Annotated in this window: 15 protein-coding genes; all 15 read right to left on the bottom strand. The window is 45.5% G+C overall.

What is annotated here, in order from left to right:
- Positions 1–30: 30 nt before the first annotated feature.
- The gene (locus VEJY3_RS19445) at positions 31–1,785 is read right to left on the bottom strand and encodes a DUF3466 family protein (RefSeq protein ID WP_041170399.1); all 1,755 of its coding nucleotides are present in this window, start codon (positions 1,783–1,785) and stop codon (positions 31–33) included.
- Positions 1,786–2,001: 216 nt separating this feature from the next.
- Positions 2,002–3,387 (bottom strand): ABC transporter ATP-binding protein, encoded by a 1,386-nt coding sequence (locus VEJY3_RS19440; protein WP_014234130.1) that lies wholly within the window; start codon positions 3,385–3,387, stop codon positions 2,002–2,004.
- Entirely contained in the window at positions 3,362–4,171 is an 810-nt protein-coding gene (locus VEJY3_RS19435; RefSeq protein ID WP_041170398.1) for an ABC transporter permease, read from the bottom strand. Before VEJY3_RS19435 ends, VEJY3_RS19440 begins: the two co-directional genes overlap by 26 nt.
- Positions 4,168–5,106, bottom strand: a complete 939-nt coding sequence (locus VEJY3_RS19430; RefSeq protein ID WP_014234128.1) for an ABC transporter permease — start codon at positions 5,104–5,106, stop codon at positions 4,168–4,170. The genes VEJY3_RS19435 and VEJY3_RS19430 overlap by 4 nt, the downstream gene beginning before the upstream one ends.
- On the bottom strand, positions 5,106–6,698 hold the full coding sequence (locus VEJY3_RS19425; protein WP_014234127.1) for an ABC transporter substrate-binding protein: 1,593 nt from the start codon (positions 6,696–6,698) through the stop codon (positions 5,106–5,108). The genes VEJY3_RS19430 and VEJY3_RS19425 overlap by 1 nt, the downstream gene beginning before the upstream one ends.
- Before the next feature lie 706 nt (positions 6,699–7,404).
- On the bottom strand, positions 7,405–8,133 hold the full coding sequence (locus tag VEJY3_RS19420; protein ID WP_014234126.1) for an amino acid ABC transporter ATP-binding protein: 729 nt from the start codon (positions 8,131–8,133) through the stop codon (positions 7,405–7,407).
- A complete protein-coding gene (locus VEJY3_RS19415; RefSeq protein ID WP_014234125.1) occupies positions 8,120–8,770 on the bottom strand; it encodes an amino acid ABC transporter permease in 651 nt (216 codons plus the stop codon). Before VEJY3_RS19415 ends, VEJY3_RS19420 begins: the two co-directional genes overlap by 14 nt.
- A gap of 12 nt (positions 8,771–8,782) precedes the next feature.
- Positions 8,783–9,451: an amino acid ABC transporter permease gene (locus VEJY3_RS19410; RefSeq protein ID WP_014234124.1), complete on the bottom strand. Its 669-nt coding sequence runs from the start codon at positions 9,449–9,451 to the stop codon at positions 8,783–8,785.
- A gap of 12 nt (positions 9,452–9,463) precedes the next feature.
- Positions 9,464–10,255 carry a transporter substrate-binding domain-containing protein gene (locus VEJY3_RS19405; RefSeq protein ID WP_014234123.1) on the bottom strand — a complete coding sequence of 264 codons (792 nt, stop codon included), beginning with the start codon at positions 10,253–10,255 and terminating at the stop codon, positions 9,464–9,466.
- 372 nt (positions 10,256–10,627) lie between these two features.
- The gene (locus VEJY3_RS19400; RefSeq protein WP_014234122.1) at positions 10,628–11,443 is read right to left on the bottom strand and encodes a MurR/RpiR family transcriptional regulator; all 816 of its coding nucleotides are present in this window, start codon (positions 11,441–11,443) and stop codon (positions 10,628–10,630) included.
- Between the two features lie 363 nt (positions 11,444–11,806).
- Positions 11,807–12,541 (bottom strand): beta-ketoacyl-ACP reductase, encoded by a 735-nt coding sequence (locus VEJY3_RS19395; protein WP_014234121.1) that lies wholly within the window; start codon positions 12,539–12,541, stop codon positions 11,807–11,809.
- A 40-nt stretch (positions 12,542–12,581) separates the two neighbouring features.
- Entirely contained in the window at positions 12,582–14,147 is a 1,566-nt protein-coding gene (locus VEJY3_RS19390) for an acyl CoA:acetate/3-ketoacid CoA transferase (RefSeq protein ID WP_014234120.1), read from the bottom strand.
- A 95-nt stretch (positions 14,148–14,242) separates the two neighbouring features.
- Positions 14,243–15,181, bottom strand: a complete 939-nt coding sequence (locus tag VEJY3_RS19385) for a LysR family transcriptional regulator (RefSeq protein ID WP_014234119.1) — start codon at positions 15,179–15,181, stop codon at positions 14,243–14,245.
- Positions 15,181–15,810 (bottom strand): response regulator transcription factor, encoded by a 630-nt coding sequence (locus VEJY3_RS19380; protein ID WP_014234118.1) that lies wholly within the window; start codon positions 15,808–15,810, stop codon positions 15,181–15,183. The genes VEJY3_RS19385 and VEJY3_RS19380 overlap by 1 nt, the downstream gene beginning before the upstream one ends.
- Positions 15,807–17,192: a cache domain-containing protein gene (locus VEJY3_RS19375; RefSeq protein ID WP_014234117.1), complete on the bottom strand. Its 1,386-nt coding sequence runs from the start codon at positions 17,190–17,192 to the stop codon at positions 15,807–15,809. The genes VEJY3_RS19380 and VEJY3_RS19375 overlap by 4 nt, the downstream gene beginning before the upstream one ends.
- Positions 17,193–17,310 lie beyond the last annotated feature (118 nt).

Below are 17,310 nucleotides of genomic sequence, written 5' to 3'. Positions count from 1 at the left end.
AATTAGCCAAGCAACAAGATGGCACACTATTTACTGTGTTCTAGTACGTAGGGACGACCTGTTGGCGAAAGTACGGTATCCAAATAAAGCCAAGAGAATAAACAATCCGAAATAGTTTAAGCTTCCTCCGGAGCGGCTTGTGGTTGTCTCTTCCGCTTCATCACTTCGTTCTTCAATATCATCTGCAGTAGCGCCAACGATAGGAACCAGTTTAACGGCTACCACTTGTTCATCCTCTTCTTCATCACCACAGGTGGCGAAGTGACTGGTGTCATCGTATCCAGATTCACACTTTAAAGCGGTCGCGGATATTACGCCCGCATCATTTATTCCAGACGCATCAATAATTCGGTAATAGTTGTTATCGTCTGAATAGTCTCCGCCATTGGTCAAATCATCTAACCACCAAGCTTGATCACTTAACCTTGCGCTACGTGTTTCACTGGTACCTTCTCCATCATATGGGTAGATAAAGCCTCGCTTTCGTCTTGGTTTGCCACTACTTTCGTTGGTATTTTCAGCGTCCACTTGTCCAACAATTTCATTGAAATTATTAATTGCTCGCGCTTTGCCTCCAACACCGTCAAAGAATATACCACCACTCAAGTAGGTCGCCGATAGGGAATTCTCTGATATATCATCGACAACATACATTCTGTTTGATGCGGCATTTTCGTACGGATAACTACCAGAACGCTTGGATTCACCAATCGCGACTAAGTTACTGTTGACGCCAGTTAGTAAGGTATTGCTGTAAATATAATCATCGTCACTTTCGACGCCAGCTCCGGAGATTTTCTTTGTTTCCCAGTTATCTGCGTCAAAAACATCGCTATCTAAATCAACAGAAAATACCGTTGCTTCCATGAAATAGTAGTAAGAATCATGTAGGTAAGTGTTGTAGCCAACGCTATATAACGTATTGTCAACAATAACGAAATCGCGGAGGCTCCCTTGTGCAGTCCTGTTTTTGTATACCGCGGTATCAGACACCGAACTTGCCCAATCCAGCTCAACTAACGAACCTAAAGACGAACTCCACAGCGCCGCCTTTGACGAGTAAAAGTCACCGTAATCAGTTGATGCGCTTGTCGATACGCTACCTACCGTGTAATCGCCGTCTGTTTTCCACGCTCTCGACTGCAGATAGGAATCCGTAATTGGGTTTGTATCGTCTAAAGCTTGGGTGTAATTACGCAAATAACTGGTTACATTTCCCAGATCATGCAGAATACCCACTGGTTCAGCGTCTTCAGTTAAGGAGTTGATGACGATGTTGTAGCTTTCGTTGTAGGCAGTGCCGGTATCATAGTCACCGAGAAACGCGATTGAATTGGGCTCTGTGCTACCGCTTAGCTCGTCACTCCACTGTGCCCAATGTAAAGCCGCCCATGATTCACAGGTGCCATACAGTAACTGTGCATCACAGTAGTCTTCAAAATCACCTTGTTCCTGGACATACATAAAGCGGTTATCAATACCAAACGGCGTTTCTTCACGATAACTCAATCCATCAACGGCCTTCCCTTCACTTGGCTCAACAAGGCGAGTCTCTCCCGCCAATGTATACGCTGAACAAGAGATTCCATCCCCTTCTACATAAGATGATTCAAAGCAGTTGTCACTTTCACCGGTGACTGTGGACGGTTGAATCGCGACACCATAAGCACTTTCATAGCTGTAACTCGTATCAGGAGTCACTTCTATCACCTGATACAAAGCAGCTTGAGATTGGGCTGACGTTATCAATAAATAACTAATACACGAGATTTTTACCGCTTTCATATTTAATTTAACTTACCAATTTGGGGTAAATTTAATCAGCATGCTCACCAGAAACATCCTTAATTAAACTCAAACATCACAAGAATTATTTAAACTATCGCCACACAAATTAACGAGGCAATGTGAGGGAATTAAGGAGTAAAAAAGGATAAGTGAGTAGAGTGAATACTAAGCGCCTTTAGAATAAAAGGCGCATTAAGGATTTAGGTTTGCAGATTAGTTTAAATCGATAACGGTATCACAGCACTTTTCAATCAGGTTTGGATCATGACTGACGAGCAGCAACGCACATCCCTGTTCTTTAGCCAGATCAACCAACAAGTCGGTTACCTCTTGAGCAATAATTGGGTCGAGCCTTGATGTTGGCTCATCTGCGAACAAGAATACCGGATCCAATAATAAAGCCCTGAGAATGGCAAAGCGCTGAAGTTCTCCGCCAGAAACTTCAGTACTTTTTCTCTCTAACAACTCGGGAGCGAGCTTTAGCTTTTTCATTAATGGTGCGATTTTGTCCCTATCTATCTTGTGCAGCTTGACCAAATCATCCAATAGCACACCTAGCGTCACACTAGAAGTAAACGCAGCCGGAGGATCTTGAAATAGCTTCAACCATTGATACGGCTTTGTATTCGGAGATAACTTGGCAACTTTACCCTCAACGGGTGGCAATAAACCAAGTAGGGTATCCCCCAGCGTGCTCTTACCACAGCCACTGTCACCAACAATACCGATCACTTCACCCGTATGTATCGTAAAGTTAATCTCTCGTGATAAAGCATTGCCGTTTCGTCCTATAGCAAGATTCTCAACGTTTAACACGGGCATCGACTCACTCAAGTACTTTGCCCTTGCAACCCAATGTTTTGGATCGGCGGCAATCAAAGCTTGCGTATAGGCGTGTTGAGGATGATTCAACACTTGGTCCGCCGTTCCCTGCTCAACAACAACACCTTCTTTCATCACAATGATGTCACCGCCTATCTGACGCGCAACTTCGATATCGTGAGTGATCGTCAGCAGTCCACCTCCTTGAGCACTTTGAAGTAACAGTCTAACGATGTCATTGCGTCGACTGACATCCAACCCTTTAGTGGGTTCATCAGCAAATACAACTTTTGCACCACCAGCGGTAGCAGCAGCGACAGCCAAACGCTGTGCCATACCGCCAGAAAGTTGCCCGGGCCGTTTATAAGCGCTGCTTTTTAGTCCCATATTGTCTAAATCGTCAATGGCTCGATGAAAGGCAGACTCCTCACTCAATCCATGCAGGCACTCATAAACTTCGGCAACTTGCTTATAAGCAGGCATCAGGGGATCAAGCGCTCGCCAAGGTTCTTGCGGCAACATAATGACCTCTTTTCCCCAAAGGTTTGTGAGAGAATCCCGGTCATGGTTATTACCGAATATTTCGACTGTTCCGAATTGTGTTAGTGAACGCGGCAATAGACCAATCACTGCCTGTGCGAGCAGACTTTTACCTGAACCTGTTTGGCCAAGAATGGTTACCGGTTTATCTTGATATAGCTTTAACGACAGCGGCTGAAGCAGCTCGACACCTTTTGCTTTGATCGATAGATCAGTCAGTTGAATTAAGAGATTCACGGCTCGCTCCTGCTAATAAATGAAAGCCCAACACCAACAATGCCACAACCAATAATGGCTGAGCTAAAACCCAAGGTGCATCAACATAGAACGGGAACAGCTCGACGCTCATTAGCCCCAGCTCGGCTAACGGTGGCTGGATACCCACTGAGACAAACCCTAGAGAAGCCATCATTAAAATGGCATTGGCCCCACCAAATGCCGCCATCGTAAATACCGATGAAGAAATCGCTGGCCAGATATGTCGCTTAAACTGATACCATTTGCCAAACCCCATCATCATCGACACTTGTCGCTCTGGGCTATCAATGACAGTGCGAGTGATAGCGCGTGTTACTCGGTAATACTCAACCCACTGAACCAGTGAAATCGCCAGGTACATAACCAGGAACGATCCGGGCGCAATGGCTGACAACAGAAGAACTAAGACTAACCCCGGAAGTGCTAGTAGAACATTGACGAGAATATCGAGCCCCTGCTCAACGCGTCCACCAGCCCAAGCCGAACACACTCCTAACAAAACGCCCAAAGTTGATGAAGTGATGACACAAAACACACTCAGTGCGAAAGATAAGCCGATGGCACTCGCAAGGCGCGTCATCATATCTCGACCAAAGTGATCAGTACCGAACCAATGTTCACTGCTTGGTGCCAATAGTCGAGTCGACAAGTTTTGTTCGTCAATTGAATACGGAGACAACCATCCAACAAAAAGCGAAAAGCTAAATAAACCGAGTAAGAGTGATAATCCGAGCTTTTGATTTAATGTAAATTGTTTCATCATTTTTCTTGCTGACCTCTTGGGTCAATCCAGTAGCACAGCACGTCAATAATGCTATTGAGGAGCACAAACAGAATACCCATCGTCAGTGCACAGCCTTGAATCACCGGAATGTCGCGGGCAAAAATCGCGTGTGCGAGACCATGGCCAACACCCGGCCACGAGAAGAGCGACTCAATCATAATGATGCCTTCAATCACACTGACTAGTTGAATACCAACAAATGCGACGATCGGTACTGCCATATTTCGTAAGCCATGGCGGAAGAAAGTCTGCGTTTCACTTAAGCCTTTGACGCGAGAAAATATATAGAAAGGAGAACGAAGAACGCTGCGCACACTGTTATGCACAACTCGGTTCGAGACTGCCGCTAAACTAATCGCTAAAGTGATACTTGGTAAAACCAAATGCTGCCAAGTACCAAAACCCGCAACAGGGAACCATTTCCAACTGATCGCGAAAATAAGGATCATCAACAGACCCAATACAAACACCGGCATCGCACGGGTGAAGGTCGAGAACCACACGACAAGAGAATTAACCAGTCCCCCTTTCTTCGCGGACCAGGTTCCTAGCGGAAGCGCTATCAATACAGATAGCGTGATACCAACTCCAGCAAGAAGCATAGAGTGCCCAAGCTGATGCACAACCGCTTCACTCACTGGTAGACCACTCACGAGGGAATTACCTAAGTTGAGCTGTAGCAGATCACCCAACCAGCTGACATAACTACTGAACCATCCTTGGTCTAAATTGAGCTCTTGACGCACCAGTTCAGCCGCTGCGGAATCCACGTTATCCTGCCCATAACGACTGGCCGCAATAAGATACGCCATGTCTCCCGGTAAGCTTCTCATAAGTACAAATGTGAGCGTACCGACTCCCCAAGCCACCAGAATCAGTTGATAAAGTCGCTTTCTTAAAATCCTCAGAAGCATCAGTTAATTTCCATCTGGTTGATGAAGTAATTGCGCTCAAACGGATCAAACCTAAAGTGTTTAACTCGTTTATTCACCGAGGTATGTTGGCTGTAGCTAGAAATCGCAATCACTGGTGCATCCTGATAAATTTCTTGCGCGACGATCTGGCTTAACTCAAATGCACGTGTCGCATCGTGATTGTGAAGTAAGCGATCAATCGTACTGTCTACCTTTGCGTTTTCCCAATTCATCGTTCCCCAGTCACCGCCTCCGTTCGCAAAGTCAGAGCTGATGATAGGTAGCGGATCAGCGCTGAAACCAAAATTACGCGCGATCAATGCCGTTTCTAGTGAGCCATCCTGATGACCCGCTGGGATCATACTTGAGTTTGTGACATCGACTTTTAGGTCAACACCAAGCTTGGCCCATTGCGCTTGAATCGCGGTTGCGACCGTGGTCAATTCAGGGCGATCGGCATAGGTGATCATCGTCAGTTTGAACGGCACACCATCCCGCTCTAGAGTGCCGTTTTCTCCGCGTTTCCAACCTAAATCAGCCAAGTTTGAGCGTGCCAGGTCCAGGTCGAAATCGCTGTTTTTCACGTCTTTAATAAACCACTGCGACATGGAACTTGGCATGATTTGCGTGGTTTCCGAACCTGGTACACCAAGCACATTTTTTGCAATCGACGCTCGATCAATTGCCATACTTAATGCCTTTCTCGCTCTCGCTTCATTTAAGAATGGATGACCCGCATTTACTTTTACCAACATGGTTCGCGGGATCAGGTCACTGTGAACTTGAACCTCATTACCACTTTTTAGCTGCCCTAACATGGATGGCTCAAGATTGAATACGATATCGGCTTCTCCAGACTTCGCTTGCAGCAAACGACTTTCTGCACGATGGCCCGTTAAGTATGTGGCGAAATCGATTTTTGCTTCTTCCCCCCAATAACCATCAAACTTTTTAACCAAGAACTTGTGCGGCGGTGCAAAGCTTTCCATTTGATATGGCCCCGTACCGTAAAGTGTTTTTACGGCTCCGTTAGGCTCGTAAGATTCAGGCGACAAGATAGCGTTAGAATAGTTGGTCAATAGTGAGGCAAATGCAGCGTAAGGTTTACTCAATTCGATTAGAATCTCATTGTCACTAATCGCGGAAATACTGCGTATCTCTGCCTTGTTAAGTGTACCGTGTTTGCGCTGAGCAATAGCAAGGCTGCGAACGACCGCTTCAGCGTCCAGCTTAGAACCATCATGAAACGTTACGTTGTCGCGCAATGTAAAATGCCACGATAAGCCGTCTTCACTGCTTTGCCACTTGGTTGCCAATCCAGAGGTAATAATCCCCTTACCATCAACGTTGAGCAGGGTCTCTACTACCTGCATACGAATTAACATATATCCCTGTTTTGAAGGGTCTAAGCTGGAGATCTCCCAAGGTCCACTAATCGATAATGTATTACTCTTGTTTGGTGTAACCTGCGCAGGTGATGTGTCTAGGTTACTTAATGCGATAGCAGCACCCGCTGCAACTACGGAAGCCAAAACCAGGCCACGAATAAGCTTCTTCTTCTTTGCGATAGAAGCATAAGATATTTCGGTCATAACGATCCCTAACGTATTTTTTTAGACGCTATTTTCCCCAAATAACAACTGCACATAGCTGATGCACCGCCGTGAACTTTTTACAAGCACAAGCCAGCATCAACTCGCCCTGACAAAAATTGCGAGGTTATTGGGGTATTGAGTTAAAAAGTGTTGGATTCTCCGAAAAGGAGAAAGCGTTAGACCAGTTGAGGTGGCGAGCGTGTTCGGGGTAACTCTGAAGAGGTAAGGGTCGTGAACTGGATATCGAATCGCTGATAGCACTGCGCTTTATCAGAGAGTATGCTCAGCGAAGAATGTGAGCTTAAAGCATGACAAATTGCTTCGTAGATTTCACAGGTATGATGTTCGTGAACGTTTTGATCCGTTTCCATCGAGTGCGCAAGCGAGAGCGTACTCAACCCCAAAGGGATTAAGAGCATCGCAAGAAGCAACAATTTCTTTAGTTTAAGATGATGGAAGTAATACACGACAAGAACAGCGGAATAAACGTAACGTTATACTATTACATTTTGATGCAAATCAAAGTACTTTGTTTGTGATCACCGTTCATTTGTACAATTATTGTTCAATCCACTACTTTCTTTAACGATAGTTAGTGTTCGAAATTAAGCCCTACGCTCGCCTACTTCGATAAGCGCTTTTTAAAAGGAAGGCAACCCACCAAATCCGCTGTTTTGGTGGGTTAGAAAATAGAGCCTGTTTATTACTTCACGGCAGATAAAAAGCTACGCAGTTCTTCGGTTTGAGGATCATCGAAAACCACTTCGCTTGGGCCACTTTCCCACACTTTCCCTTGGTTCATGAACACGACTCTATCGCCAACTTCACGGGCAAAGTTCATCTCGTGAGTAACCAGAATGAGCGTCATCCCCTCTTTCTTTAGCTGCTCCAGTACTTTTAATACTTCACCGACTAACTCTGGGTCGAGCGCAGAAGTGATTTCATCACATAACAGCACCTTTGGATTCATTGCTAGAGAACGCGCGATGGCAACACGCTGTTGCTGACCACCAGATAGGTTCGCTGGATAAGCATCAAACTTATCGGCTAAGCCAACCTTTTCGAGTAACTCTCTCGCTTGAGCTTCACAGGCTTTAGCGTCCTTTTTCAATACCAGCTTTGGCGCCAACATCACGTTCTCACCCACGGTCATATGAGGGAAAAGATTGAAACTTTGGAATACCATACCAACACTTCGGCTGAGAAGACGCAGCTTATAGTCATCATCTTCTACGGCCTGACGGTCTACGATGATCGCGCCATCCTGATAGGTTTCCAGGCCATTCATACAACGCAGTAACGTACTCTTTCCAGATCCACTGCGGCCAATAATAGAGACAACTTCACCTGCCTCAACTTTCATGTCCACACCTTTGAGAACATGGTTTTCACCATAGTACTTATGTACTTGATCAACACTAACGAGAGACATAGGTTTTTTTCTCCAAATGACGAGCCAATAATGACAGAGGGAAACAGATAACAAAGTAAAGTACGGCGACCATGGCAAACACTTTAAATGGTTGGAATGTCGCGTTATTCAGCATGGTTCCGGCTTTAGTTAACTCGACAAAACCGATGATCGAAGCAAGCGCGGTGCCTTTAACAATTTGAACCGAGAAGCCAATCGTCGGTGCAATGGCAATTCGATAAGCCTGAGGAATAATGACATTGCGCATGGTCTGCATGTAATTGAGACCCAAAGTACGACACGCTTCCCACTGACCTTTAGGTAACGCCTCAATACAACCGCGCCAAATGTCGTGAAAATAGGCGCTGCTGTATAGCGTTAACGCCAACGCAGCGGCGGACCATGCACTGACTTCTATCCCCAGCAGAGATAAACCGAAAAACGCCATAAAGAGCTGCATCAGAAGTGGCGTTCCCTGAAAAAGCTCCACATACAGTTGAATACCTTTCCCAAGATGAATGTTCTTCATACTTCTGAGTAAGGTAAGGCCAAGCCCCACCAGACCACCACCTATAAAGGCAATAATGGATAGCAGTACGGTCCAACGCGCTGCAAGTAGTAAGTTGCGCAGAATGTCCCAGTCTGTAAATTGCATCATAATCGTCTTCTCCTACAGCGCTGGGTTTTTGAATACGCGAGCTTTGATCAACGCAAACAATTGACGCATTAAGATCGCAAGGACAAGGTAAATCAGTGCAGTAACAGCATAAGATTCAAAACTTAAAAAGGTTCTGGACTGCACAAAGTTCGCCGCAAAGGTCAGTTCCTCGACTGAAATCTGAGATACGACGGCAGAGCCGAGCATGACGATAATGCACTGACTAACCAACGCTGGATAAACCTTCTGATAAGCTGGCGGCAATACGATTCGAGTAAATATTTGGCGTCTGGTTAAGCCTAACGTTTTACCCGCCTCCCATTGGCCTTTAGGTGTTGCATCGATACCCGCTCGGATGATCTCCGCACTGTAGGCACCAAGGTTAAACACCATCGCGATGAAACCTGCCTCCCACGCGCTTAGCTTGACACCTAACGCTGGTAAACCAAAGAAGATGAAAAATAGCTGAACAATAAACGGGGTATTACGTGTTAACTCGATATAAGTCGCACATAACCAACGTAACCATGCTTGCTTACTTGTGCGTCCTGCTGCGCACAACGTTCCCACAGCCAACCCAGCAACGGTTGAAATAACGGTTAACTCGACGGTTGTCCTTAGACCTGCCACAAACTGTGGCAGGTAGGGAGCCAAGCCAGTAAATTCTAACTGGTAACTCATTGCTCTTATTCCTTACGCGCCAAGATCTTTAGGGAAAGGCGCTTTCAACCATTTTTGCGATAGCTCTTCCAATACTCCGTCTGCTTTCGCTTTTGAAATGAGCTTGTTCACTTCTTCGACAAGCTCAGTTTCACCTTTCATTACACCCACATAACACGGAGAGTTCTTCAGCATGAACTTCGCTTCAGGTGCTTTAGCCGGGTAACGAGTAGCGATTTCTGTGACGACAAGGTTACCCGTTGCAATGAGATCAATCTGACCAGATAGGAAAGAAGACAATGTCGCGTTGTTATCTTCGAAACGCTTAATCGTTGTCGTCTCTGGCGCAATTTTGCTTAGTTCAATATCTTCAACTGAACCACGCGTTACACCAATGGTTTTATCAGCAAGATCTGCAGCTCCGGCGACGTTCTCATCTGAAGTGCCGAACACGCCGAGGAAAAACGGAGCGTATGCTTCACTGAAGTCGATCGCTTTTTCACGCTCTGGGTTTTTACCCATACTGGAAATAACCAAGTCAACTTTTTGAGTTTGTAGATAAGGAATACGGTTTGCACTGGTAACAGGTACGAGTTCCACTTTTACGTTTAGTTCTTTGGCCAGATATTTGGCCATATCAATGTCATACCCTTGTGGCTTTAAATCCGTTCCGACAGAACCAAAAGGAGGAAAGTCTTGTGGAACCGCAACTTTGAGTACCGCTTTTTCTTTGATGGCTTCCAACTGGTTTGCAGACGCAGCAGAAACGTTGGTCACTAATGCCGCAGCAACAGCGACTAAAGACACTAACTTAGATAATTTCATGGCTATTTCCCTATACATATAAGATACGATTGAAACACTTAGCTAGTACACTGCAACGATCGTACCCATTTAAAACAAATTTATATTTGACTGATTTTTAAGGGAAATATTTTTATTAAGCATTTAAGATTGGATAAATTGATAATATTGACCAAAAAGTGGGGATCATTTTTGGTGCAATAACCACCATTATGTAGCAAAGCTATTCAACGTTTCGACGCATACTGGATCGCACCACTTTCTTAGTGATCTTTCTTGTAATTGAGTAGTGAAGAGAAACAAAGGTGAATGAAAATAGCTGTGACTAAATGCAGCCACAGCTATTTGTTAGAGAGGAAAGATTGAGTTGGGATCACACGGCTATTGGGCCGTTTATTCTAGTTCACTTAACTGATGATAATTAGCACTGATCGTTTGACTGAGGTTTGAAGCCTCTTCTTTTAGCAATATAAAAGTTTCATTTACAAAGTAGTGAATAAGACTCATCGGAACCGCGTAACTGTCTAGCGGCAGTTCATTATTCATATAACAAACGAAAACCTCGTTTACCGTCGACGCATACTTCTGTCCCGATTGATCGGTGATCAATAAACAATCGTAGGGTTTAAGAAACTCAACAATTCGCTCAAAGTTCGCTACGCGACGACGAATACCAAACAAAATGACAAATTCGTCTTCGTTTATCGACGCTAAATCTTCACCAATGGTTTGTCCCGGAAGAGGCAACAACTCGACGCCCTGACGACATTGGGCTAATTGTTGGCGAAAATGCATCGCTAATGGGTAGCTATTACGATAGCCAATAATTTTTATCCGCTTCGCAGTCGCTAGCTTTCTGATAATGTGCGCAGTGTTTCCTTCCGCTAGCTGCATCCATAACTTTTCTAGTGAAATTGCATCCTGGCAAAAGCCTGTATCCTGTAGCTCACCGGTGATTACCGGGTTGCCTTTATCCCGCTCAGACATCATCTCATTTCTCAATGCGACATGATCGTTATAGCCAAGTTTGCGAATAAAACGGCTGACACTTGTCTTGGATACCAGGCATTCCTCAGCAATTTCACTGGTAGATAACATCAATATTTTTTCTGGATTCACCTGAAGGAAGTCCGCGATGCGTCTATTGCCATCACTGAGTGAAGAGTAATGCTCCGTAATACGGGCACTTAATGAGTTGTTATTCGTCATTAGCTATTTCCGGTCACTCCGTTAACGACCTAGTCGTTAATGTATATTTCTGACATTCGTGTTCCAAATGAACCATCCTTTTCCAAGCTATGTTCATGCCAGAGAGAAGCAATTGGAACACCACAGCTAAATTACTGCAACGATTGTACCACCTCAACAAAAACGGTAACTCATTGATTTTTAATGCCCTACCTTTCAGACAGTTGTATTTTTTACCTAACGACGAACTTGTGCAAAAGAATCGTTCGCGTTTACGTGCACGAATCACCAAAATGGGGCGACCGATATCTAACTACGGTGAGACTGGTTTATTTGCAAACCGCAAGGTTATCGTGTCGCTCTCCAACGGTTATCTTCATGACGTTACAAAACTAAGCCGCCATCAACCTTCAACACCTGCCCCGTAATAAAGCTAGACTTGTCACTGGCCAAAAATTCAACGCCATTGGTGATATCTTCTGCGGTGCCCATTCTCCCAAGCGGAGTCTTCTGTTTCATGAGTTCGAGGACTTTTGTAGGTAAGTCGGCCGTCATTGGGGTCTCAATAAAACCAGGTGCAACACAGTTAGCGCGAACTTGGGCACCTTTACGAGCAAACTCTTTAGCCCAGCCTTTCGTCATCGCTATCACGCCACCTTTGGTTGCTGCGTAGTTAGACTGTCCAATATTACCGTCGGTCCCCACTACCGAAGACATGGTGACAATAGAGCCATAATTGTTTGCCATCATAATTGGTGCAACTGCTTGAGTGAGATTAAAAACACCTTTGAGATTAACGTCGATCACGAAGTCCCAGTCTTGTTCCGTCATTTTTTCCAATAGTGCATCTCGGGTAACTCCAGCGTTATTCACCAAAACATCGATACGACCATAGGTTTCTCTGATGCTTTCAACCAAATATTGAATCGCCTCTCTATCACAAATATTGATGACGACTGGTTTAACATTTTCGTGGTCACTAAACGCACTTTGTAAAGTTTGAGCGTTGACATCCAAGGCGTAAACACACTGTGCTCCATTGTTGGCAAATCGCTCCACAATCGCTCGGCCGATACCTTGCGCCGCGCCAGTGACTAAGCAGACTTTGTTTTCAAACATATCCTAATCCTTTGGTAGAAATTAAATAGTTATCCAGCATTTATAGAGTAAGTTCGAATGATGGCTGGAAGATGGCATTTGGCATTACTTTCAGTGACGGACTGATGACAGGTGTAAACTCCATCTGCTGAAGGATGTCTTTTTCTAAGTCCACCCCAGGGGCGATTTCAATCAGCTCTAATCCAGACGGAGAAAGTTGGAACACGGCACGCTCGGTAATGTACATCACAGGTTTATTGTTGCTTAACGCTTGGGCTGCGCTGAAAGTGATTTGCTCAACCTGCTTGATGAACTTCTTCTGCTTCCCTTCTTGGACGATATTAACAGCCTGTTTGCTCACTTCGACTGCTAGGCCTTGCGCGGTAAAAGTGCCACAAAAGTAAACCTGTTTGGCGTTCTGAGTAATGTTAATAAAGCCGCCACAGCCAGCGATTTTACTGCCAAAGCGCGATACGTTTATATTTCCTGTAACGTCACTTTGCGCTAAGCCAAGAAAGGCTTGGTCAACACCGCCACCATCGTAGAAGTCAAACATCTGGTCTTGGCCGATAATCGCTTGCGGTAAACGAGAAGCTCCAAAATCCAGGCCGCTTTGCGGTATCCCACCTACCGCTCCGGGTTCTACGGTTAAGGTAAATTGATCAAGTATGCCAGCTTGTTTAGCGACCTCTGCGATGTATTCCGGCGCACCAATGCCCAGATTAAGAATGGAGCTGGGTTTTAGCTCCATAGCCGCACGACGGGCAATGATGGTTTTTGCGTCCAGCTTTGATTGGGTCGAAGCGGATGAGCTCGTTGTGAGGTTGTCATCTGAATTTTCAATGCCAACAAACTCCGGGTTCATCATGGTTGCAAAAGTTTGCATGTGCTCCGCTGGATCTTCACACACGACAACCGCATCAACGAAGATTCCCGGAATCTTAACCGCATGGGGATCAAGCTTACCGGCGGACACTATTTGCTTAACCTGTACAATGACCTTACCGCCGTTGTTACGTGCCGCTTGTGCCGCCGCCAGACTTTCGACGATCAAACATTCATCTTCCATGGTAATGTTGCCATTCTCATCTGCAGTCGTTCCGCGAAGAATAGACACCGTCACAGGTAGCTTGTGATAAAAAAGATGCTCCTCACCGCCGAGCTCAATCAGTTCTACCCAATCATCGGACGTCGCCTGATTGATTTTTCCACCCTCTAAACGCGGATCCACAAAGGTACCTAAGCCAACTTTACTCACGGTGCCCAACTTACCTGCCGCCGTATCTCGAAGCAAATGAGAGATGATACCCTGTGGTAAGTTGTATCCTTGTATGAGGTTATCTACCGCTAACTGCTGAAGTTTAGGAACCAGCCCCCAGTGGCCGCCAATGGCGCATTTCACTAACCCTTGTTCCGCTAAGTGGTTGATTGCCCGGCCTTGACCGTCACCTTGACCTGCAGCAAATAACAGCGTTAAATCTCGTGGTGACTGAGTGTCTCTAAAACGTTCGCCTATTGCTCTTTCAATCGCTTCCGGTACTACGCTACCGATAAAACCACCCAGTAAGACTGCGTCGCCATCTTCAATCCACTCTGCCGCTTGTTCTGCTGTCAATTTCGTAACCACACTAACCTTCCTTAGTTACTGTACTTTATTGGTTTTCAGCTTAGTGCGATGTTACCCAGATGTTAATTGCAGAATTAGAGATTGAGAATTTCATATTAGGAATGATCGCATAGCTCTCCTACTCGTCTATAGAGGTATTCTTTGAAACCACTGCAACGCTCTGGCATTGGTGAGCGTGGACGGTAAAACATATTGATATCGAAACTGGCACATTGGTGATCTTGCAGGATATGAACAAGCTCCCCTCGCTCTATTGAGTCAGAGACCAACGAGTGCGGAAGATAGGCAATCCCGGCGTGTTCCAAGGCAAGATCCAGCAGCATTTCACTGTTGTCACACTCCAAAGTGTCACAAATGGTCACGATTTCGACATTCCCCTGAAACTCGAAGCACCAACGATTCCCGCCCACCAACGTTCGAGCATACAAACAACGATGTTGGCTGAGGTCTTGCGGTGTTTCAGGCATCCCATGCTGCTCCAGATAGTATTTGGAAGCACACAAATACAAAGGCTCTCGTAACAAGCGGCGCTTAACGAGTAACGAGTCTTGCTCTGGCTCACCTTGATAACTCGCACTGGCACGAAAGGCAAAATCAACATTGAGAGGATCAAATTCCCCCGCTTCAATGAATATTTTGAAATTCACCTGCGTGTGCAGCGTCATATACTCTGCAACAATTTTAGTTAAATATTGCCGGGCGAATAAGGGCGTAGAAGAGAGCTTAATTTCACCCTGTTGTTCCTCTGCCAGATTTTGTACCTCTTCACATAAACTGGCGATATCTGGCAGTAAAGGGGCGAATTTATCATACAGAAGCTGACCTGCTTGTGTGGTCACCAGCTGGCGAGTGCTTCGCTTTATCAGCTCAACCGACAGCGACTCTTCGAGCTCTTTCACCCAGCGACTTCCTGCGGCAGGCGAGATCCCTTGCTGCAACGCGGCCTCTCGAAACGAGCCCAACCGGACAACCGCGCAGAAAAACACAATTTTATCTAGGATCGGCTGACGGCTCGACAGTAAATTTGCAACCATCAGCTCACCAATCCTTTCTGCAGAGCGAGCTTAACCAAAGCTGCTGTCGAAGTGGCTCCGAGTTTCTTTTTGATCCGCAGCCGGTGCGTTTCTACCGTACGAACACTGATATGGAGCGAATCCGCAATTTCCTTGTTACAGGCACCATTGGTAATCGCTTTAAGCACATCCGATTCACGTTTTGACAGCGTGTTATCACTGGGCTCAGGTTTTTGATTGATCTGTTCAAGAAGACGGTCAGACGCTTGAGAACATAGGTAAGAGCGCCCTTCCGCAACTTGATTAATTGCCATGACTAACTCTTCTGAACCAACGTCCTTTAATACGTAGCCCTTAGCGCCAGCTTTGATGGATCGCATAACGTAGTCGCGACTATCATGCATAGAAAGCATGATGACTGCCGTTTTGCTGGCGCTTTTTGTCAGCTTCTCTAACACTTCAATCCCATTAAGCTTTGGCATATTGATATCAAGAAGCAGCACGTCTGGTTTTAAGGTCAATGTACTGTTCAAAGCATCCTTGCCATTTCCGACGCAATCGAGGATCTCCAAGTTATCTTCACGTTCTAACCGTGATTTGAGCCCGTCTTGCATTAACCTATGATCATCGGCCAATACCAACTTAATCATATAAACTCCATGTTTAAACTGACACGAATTTCCGTGCCTTGTCCTGGTTCGCTATTGACCTCAAACATGCCGCCAATAGCTTGAATCCGCTCTTTCATGTTTTGCAGCCCCATATGCTCTAGCGTCGATTGCTTGTTCTTATACGCTTTGAGATGGTTCGCAGGGATTCCGACACCATCATCGCTGACGGTCAGAATCAACATCCTTCCTTCACGCTGCATGATGATATCGACACCTTGCGCATTAGCGTGTTTTTCTACGTTGTGCAACGCTTCCTGTACGACACGATAAAGTGTGGTTTCGACTTGAGAAAGAAACTCTTCACCTTCGATATCGTGTTCAAATATCACCTCTAATTGAGTACGCTCACGTAACTCATTCAGATATGCCTCTATACCTGCTACTAAGCCTAAGTCATCCAGCTGTGGCGGTCTTAAATCTTTTGAGATGCGCCGAACCTCGACAATCGCCTGTTCCATGGCATTTTTACTCGCATCTAACTCAATCTGTTTCTTCTCATCATCCTGCTCTTTAGTCACGTTATCTAAGCGATATTTGGCTGCCACCAGCAGTTGATTTACGCCATCGTGTAATTCGCGCGAGACTCGATGCCGCTCATTTTCCTGCGAATCAATAATCTGCTGGTTTAAGACGCTGAGTTGCTCGTTGGCTAAACGACGCATGTTTAGGTTCAGTGACGCCCCCAGCCCTGCAATAACGGTGATGGCAACAAACATCAGTACAAAAAGCGCACTACTGGTTTTTCCGATATTCTGATCGAAGCCATTTTCCATCTGCGCGACTTGTTTCTCGATATCGTCTATATAGACACCCGTTCCGACCATCCATTGCCACTTATCAAGAGAAATAGCATAGCTCAACTTGGGGAGTGGTTCTTTTGTCGATGGTTTGTGCCAGAGGTAATTCACAAATCCGCCCCCAGCTCGCCCTGCGTGAATAAGCTCCTGAAGCAGCTTTTTGCCCGTAAGATCTTCCACGCCCCACCAATTTCGACCAACCCTTTCAGGTTGATAAGGTAGGACTAAAGCGTCACCTTGCCAGCTGTAGACAAAAAAGTATCCGTCTTCCCCATATGTGAGTTGGCTCAATTTTTCAGCCACTAGTTGCTTAGCAACTTGGGGGGATAATGACTCATCTTCGTAGTATGGCTTGATACTTTTCACTGCCATTTCTACGTACTGCTTCAGCTCTTGCTTTTTGACCGACAAGACATTAAGTCGTGTTAACGCGACTTGGTCATCAACTAACTGTTTTGCCTGACTAAATAAGATACTTGCAACGATGACCACCACCACAATCAATGGAACGATTGAAAGTAATATGATGTTTATTGTAAGCCTGCGGTTGCTAACCAATCCCATTTTCCGAATCCGTTCTTATACGTAGTTTTACTGAATCTTCGTGTCAAAAATTGCACTTAATACCGACTCAATTTGCGCAATTTTGCTAATGGAGAGCATCCAATCTCCTTCCTAAACT

This window comes from Vibrio sp. EJY3, from assembly GCF_000241385.1.
GTDB lineage: Bacteria > Pseudomonadota > Gammaproteobacteria > Enterobacterales > Vibrionaceae > Vibrio > Vibrio natriegens.
Note: the sequence above shows the minus strand (reverse complement) of the source record. Positions and strands in the feature narration are given on the sequence as shown.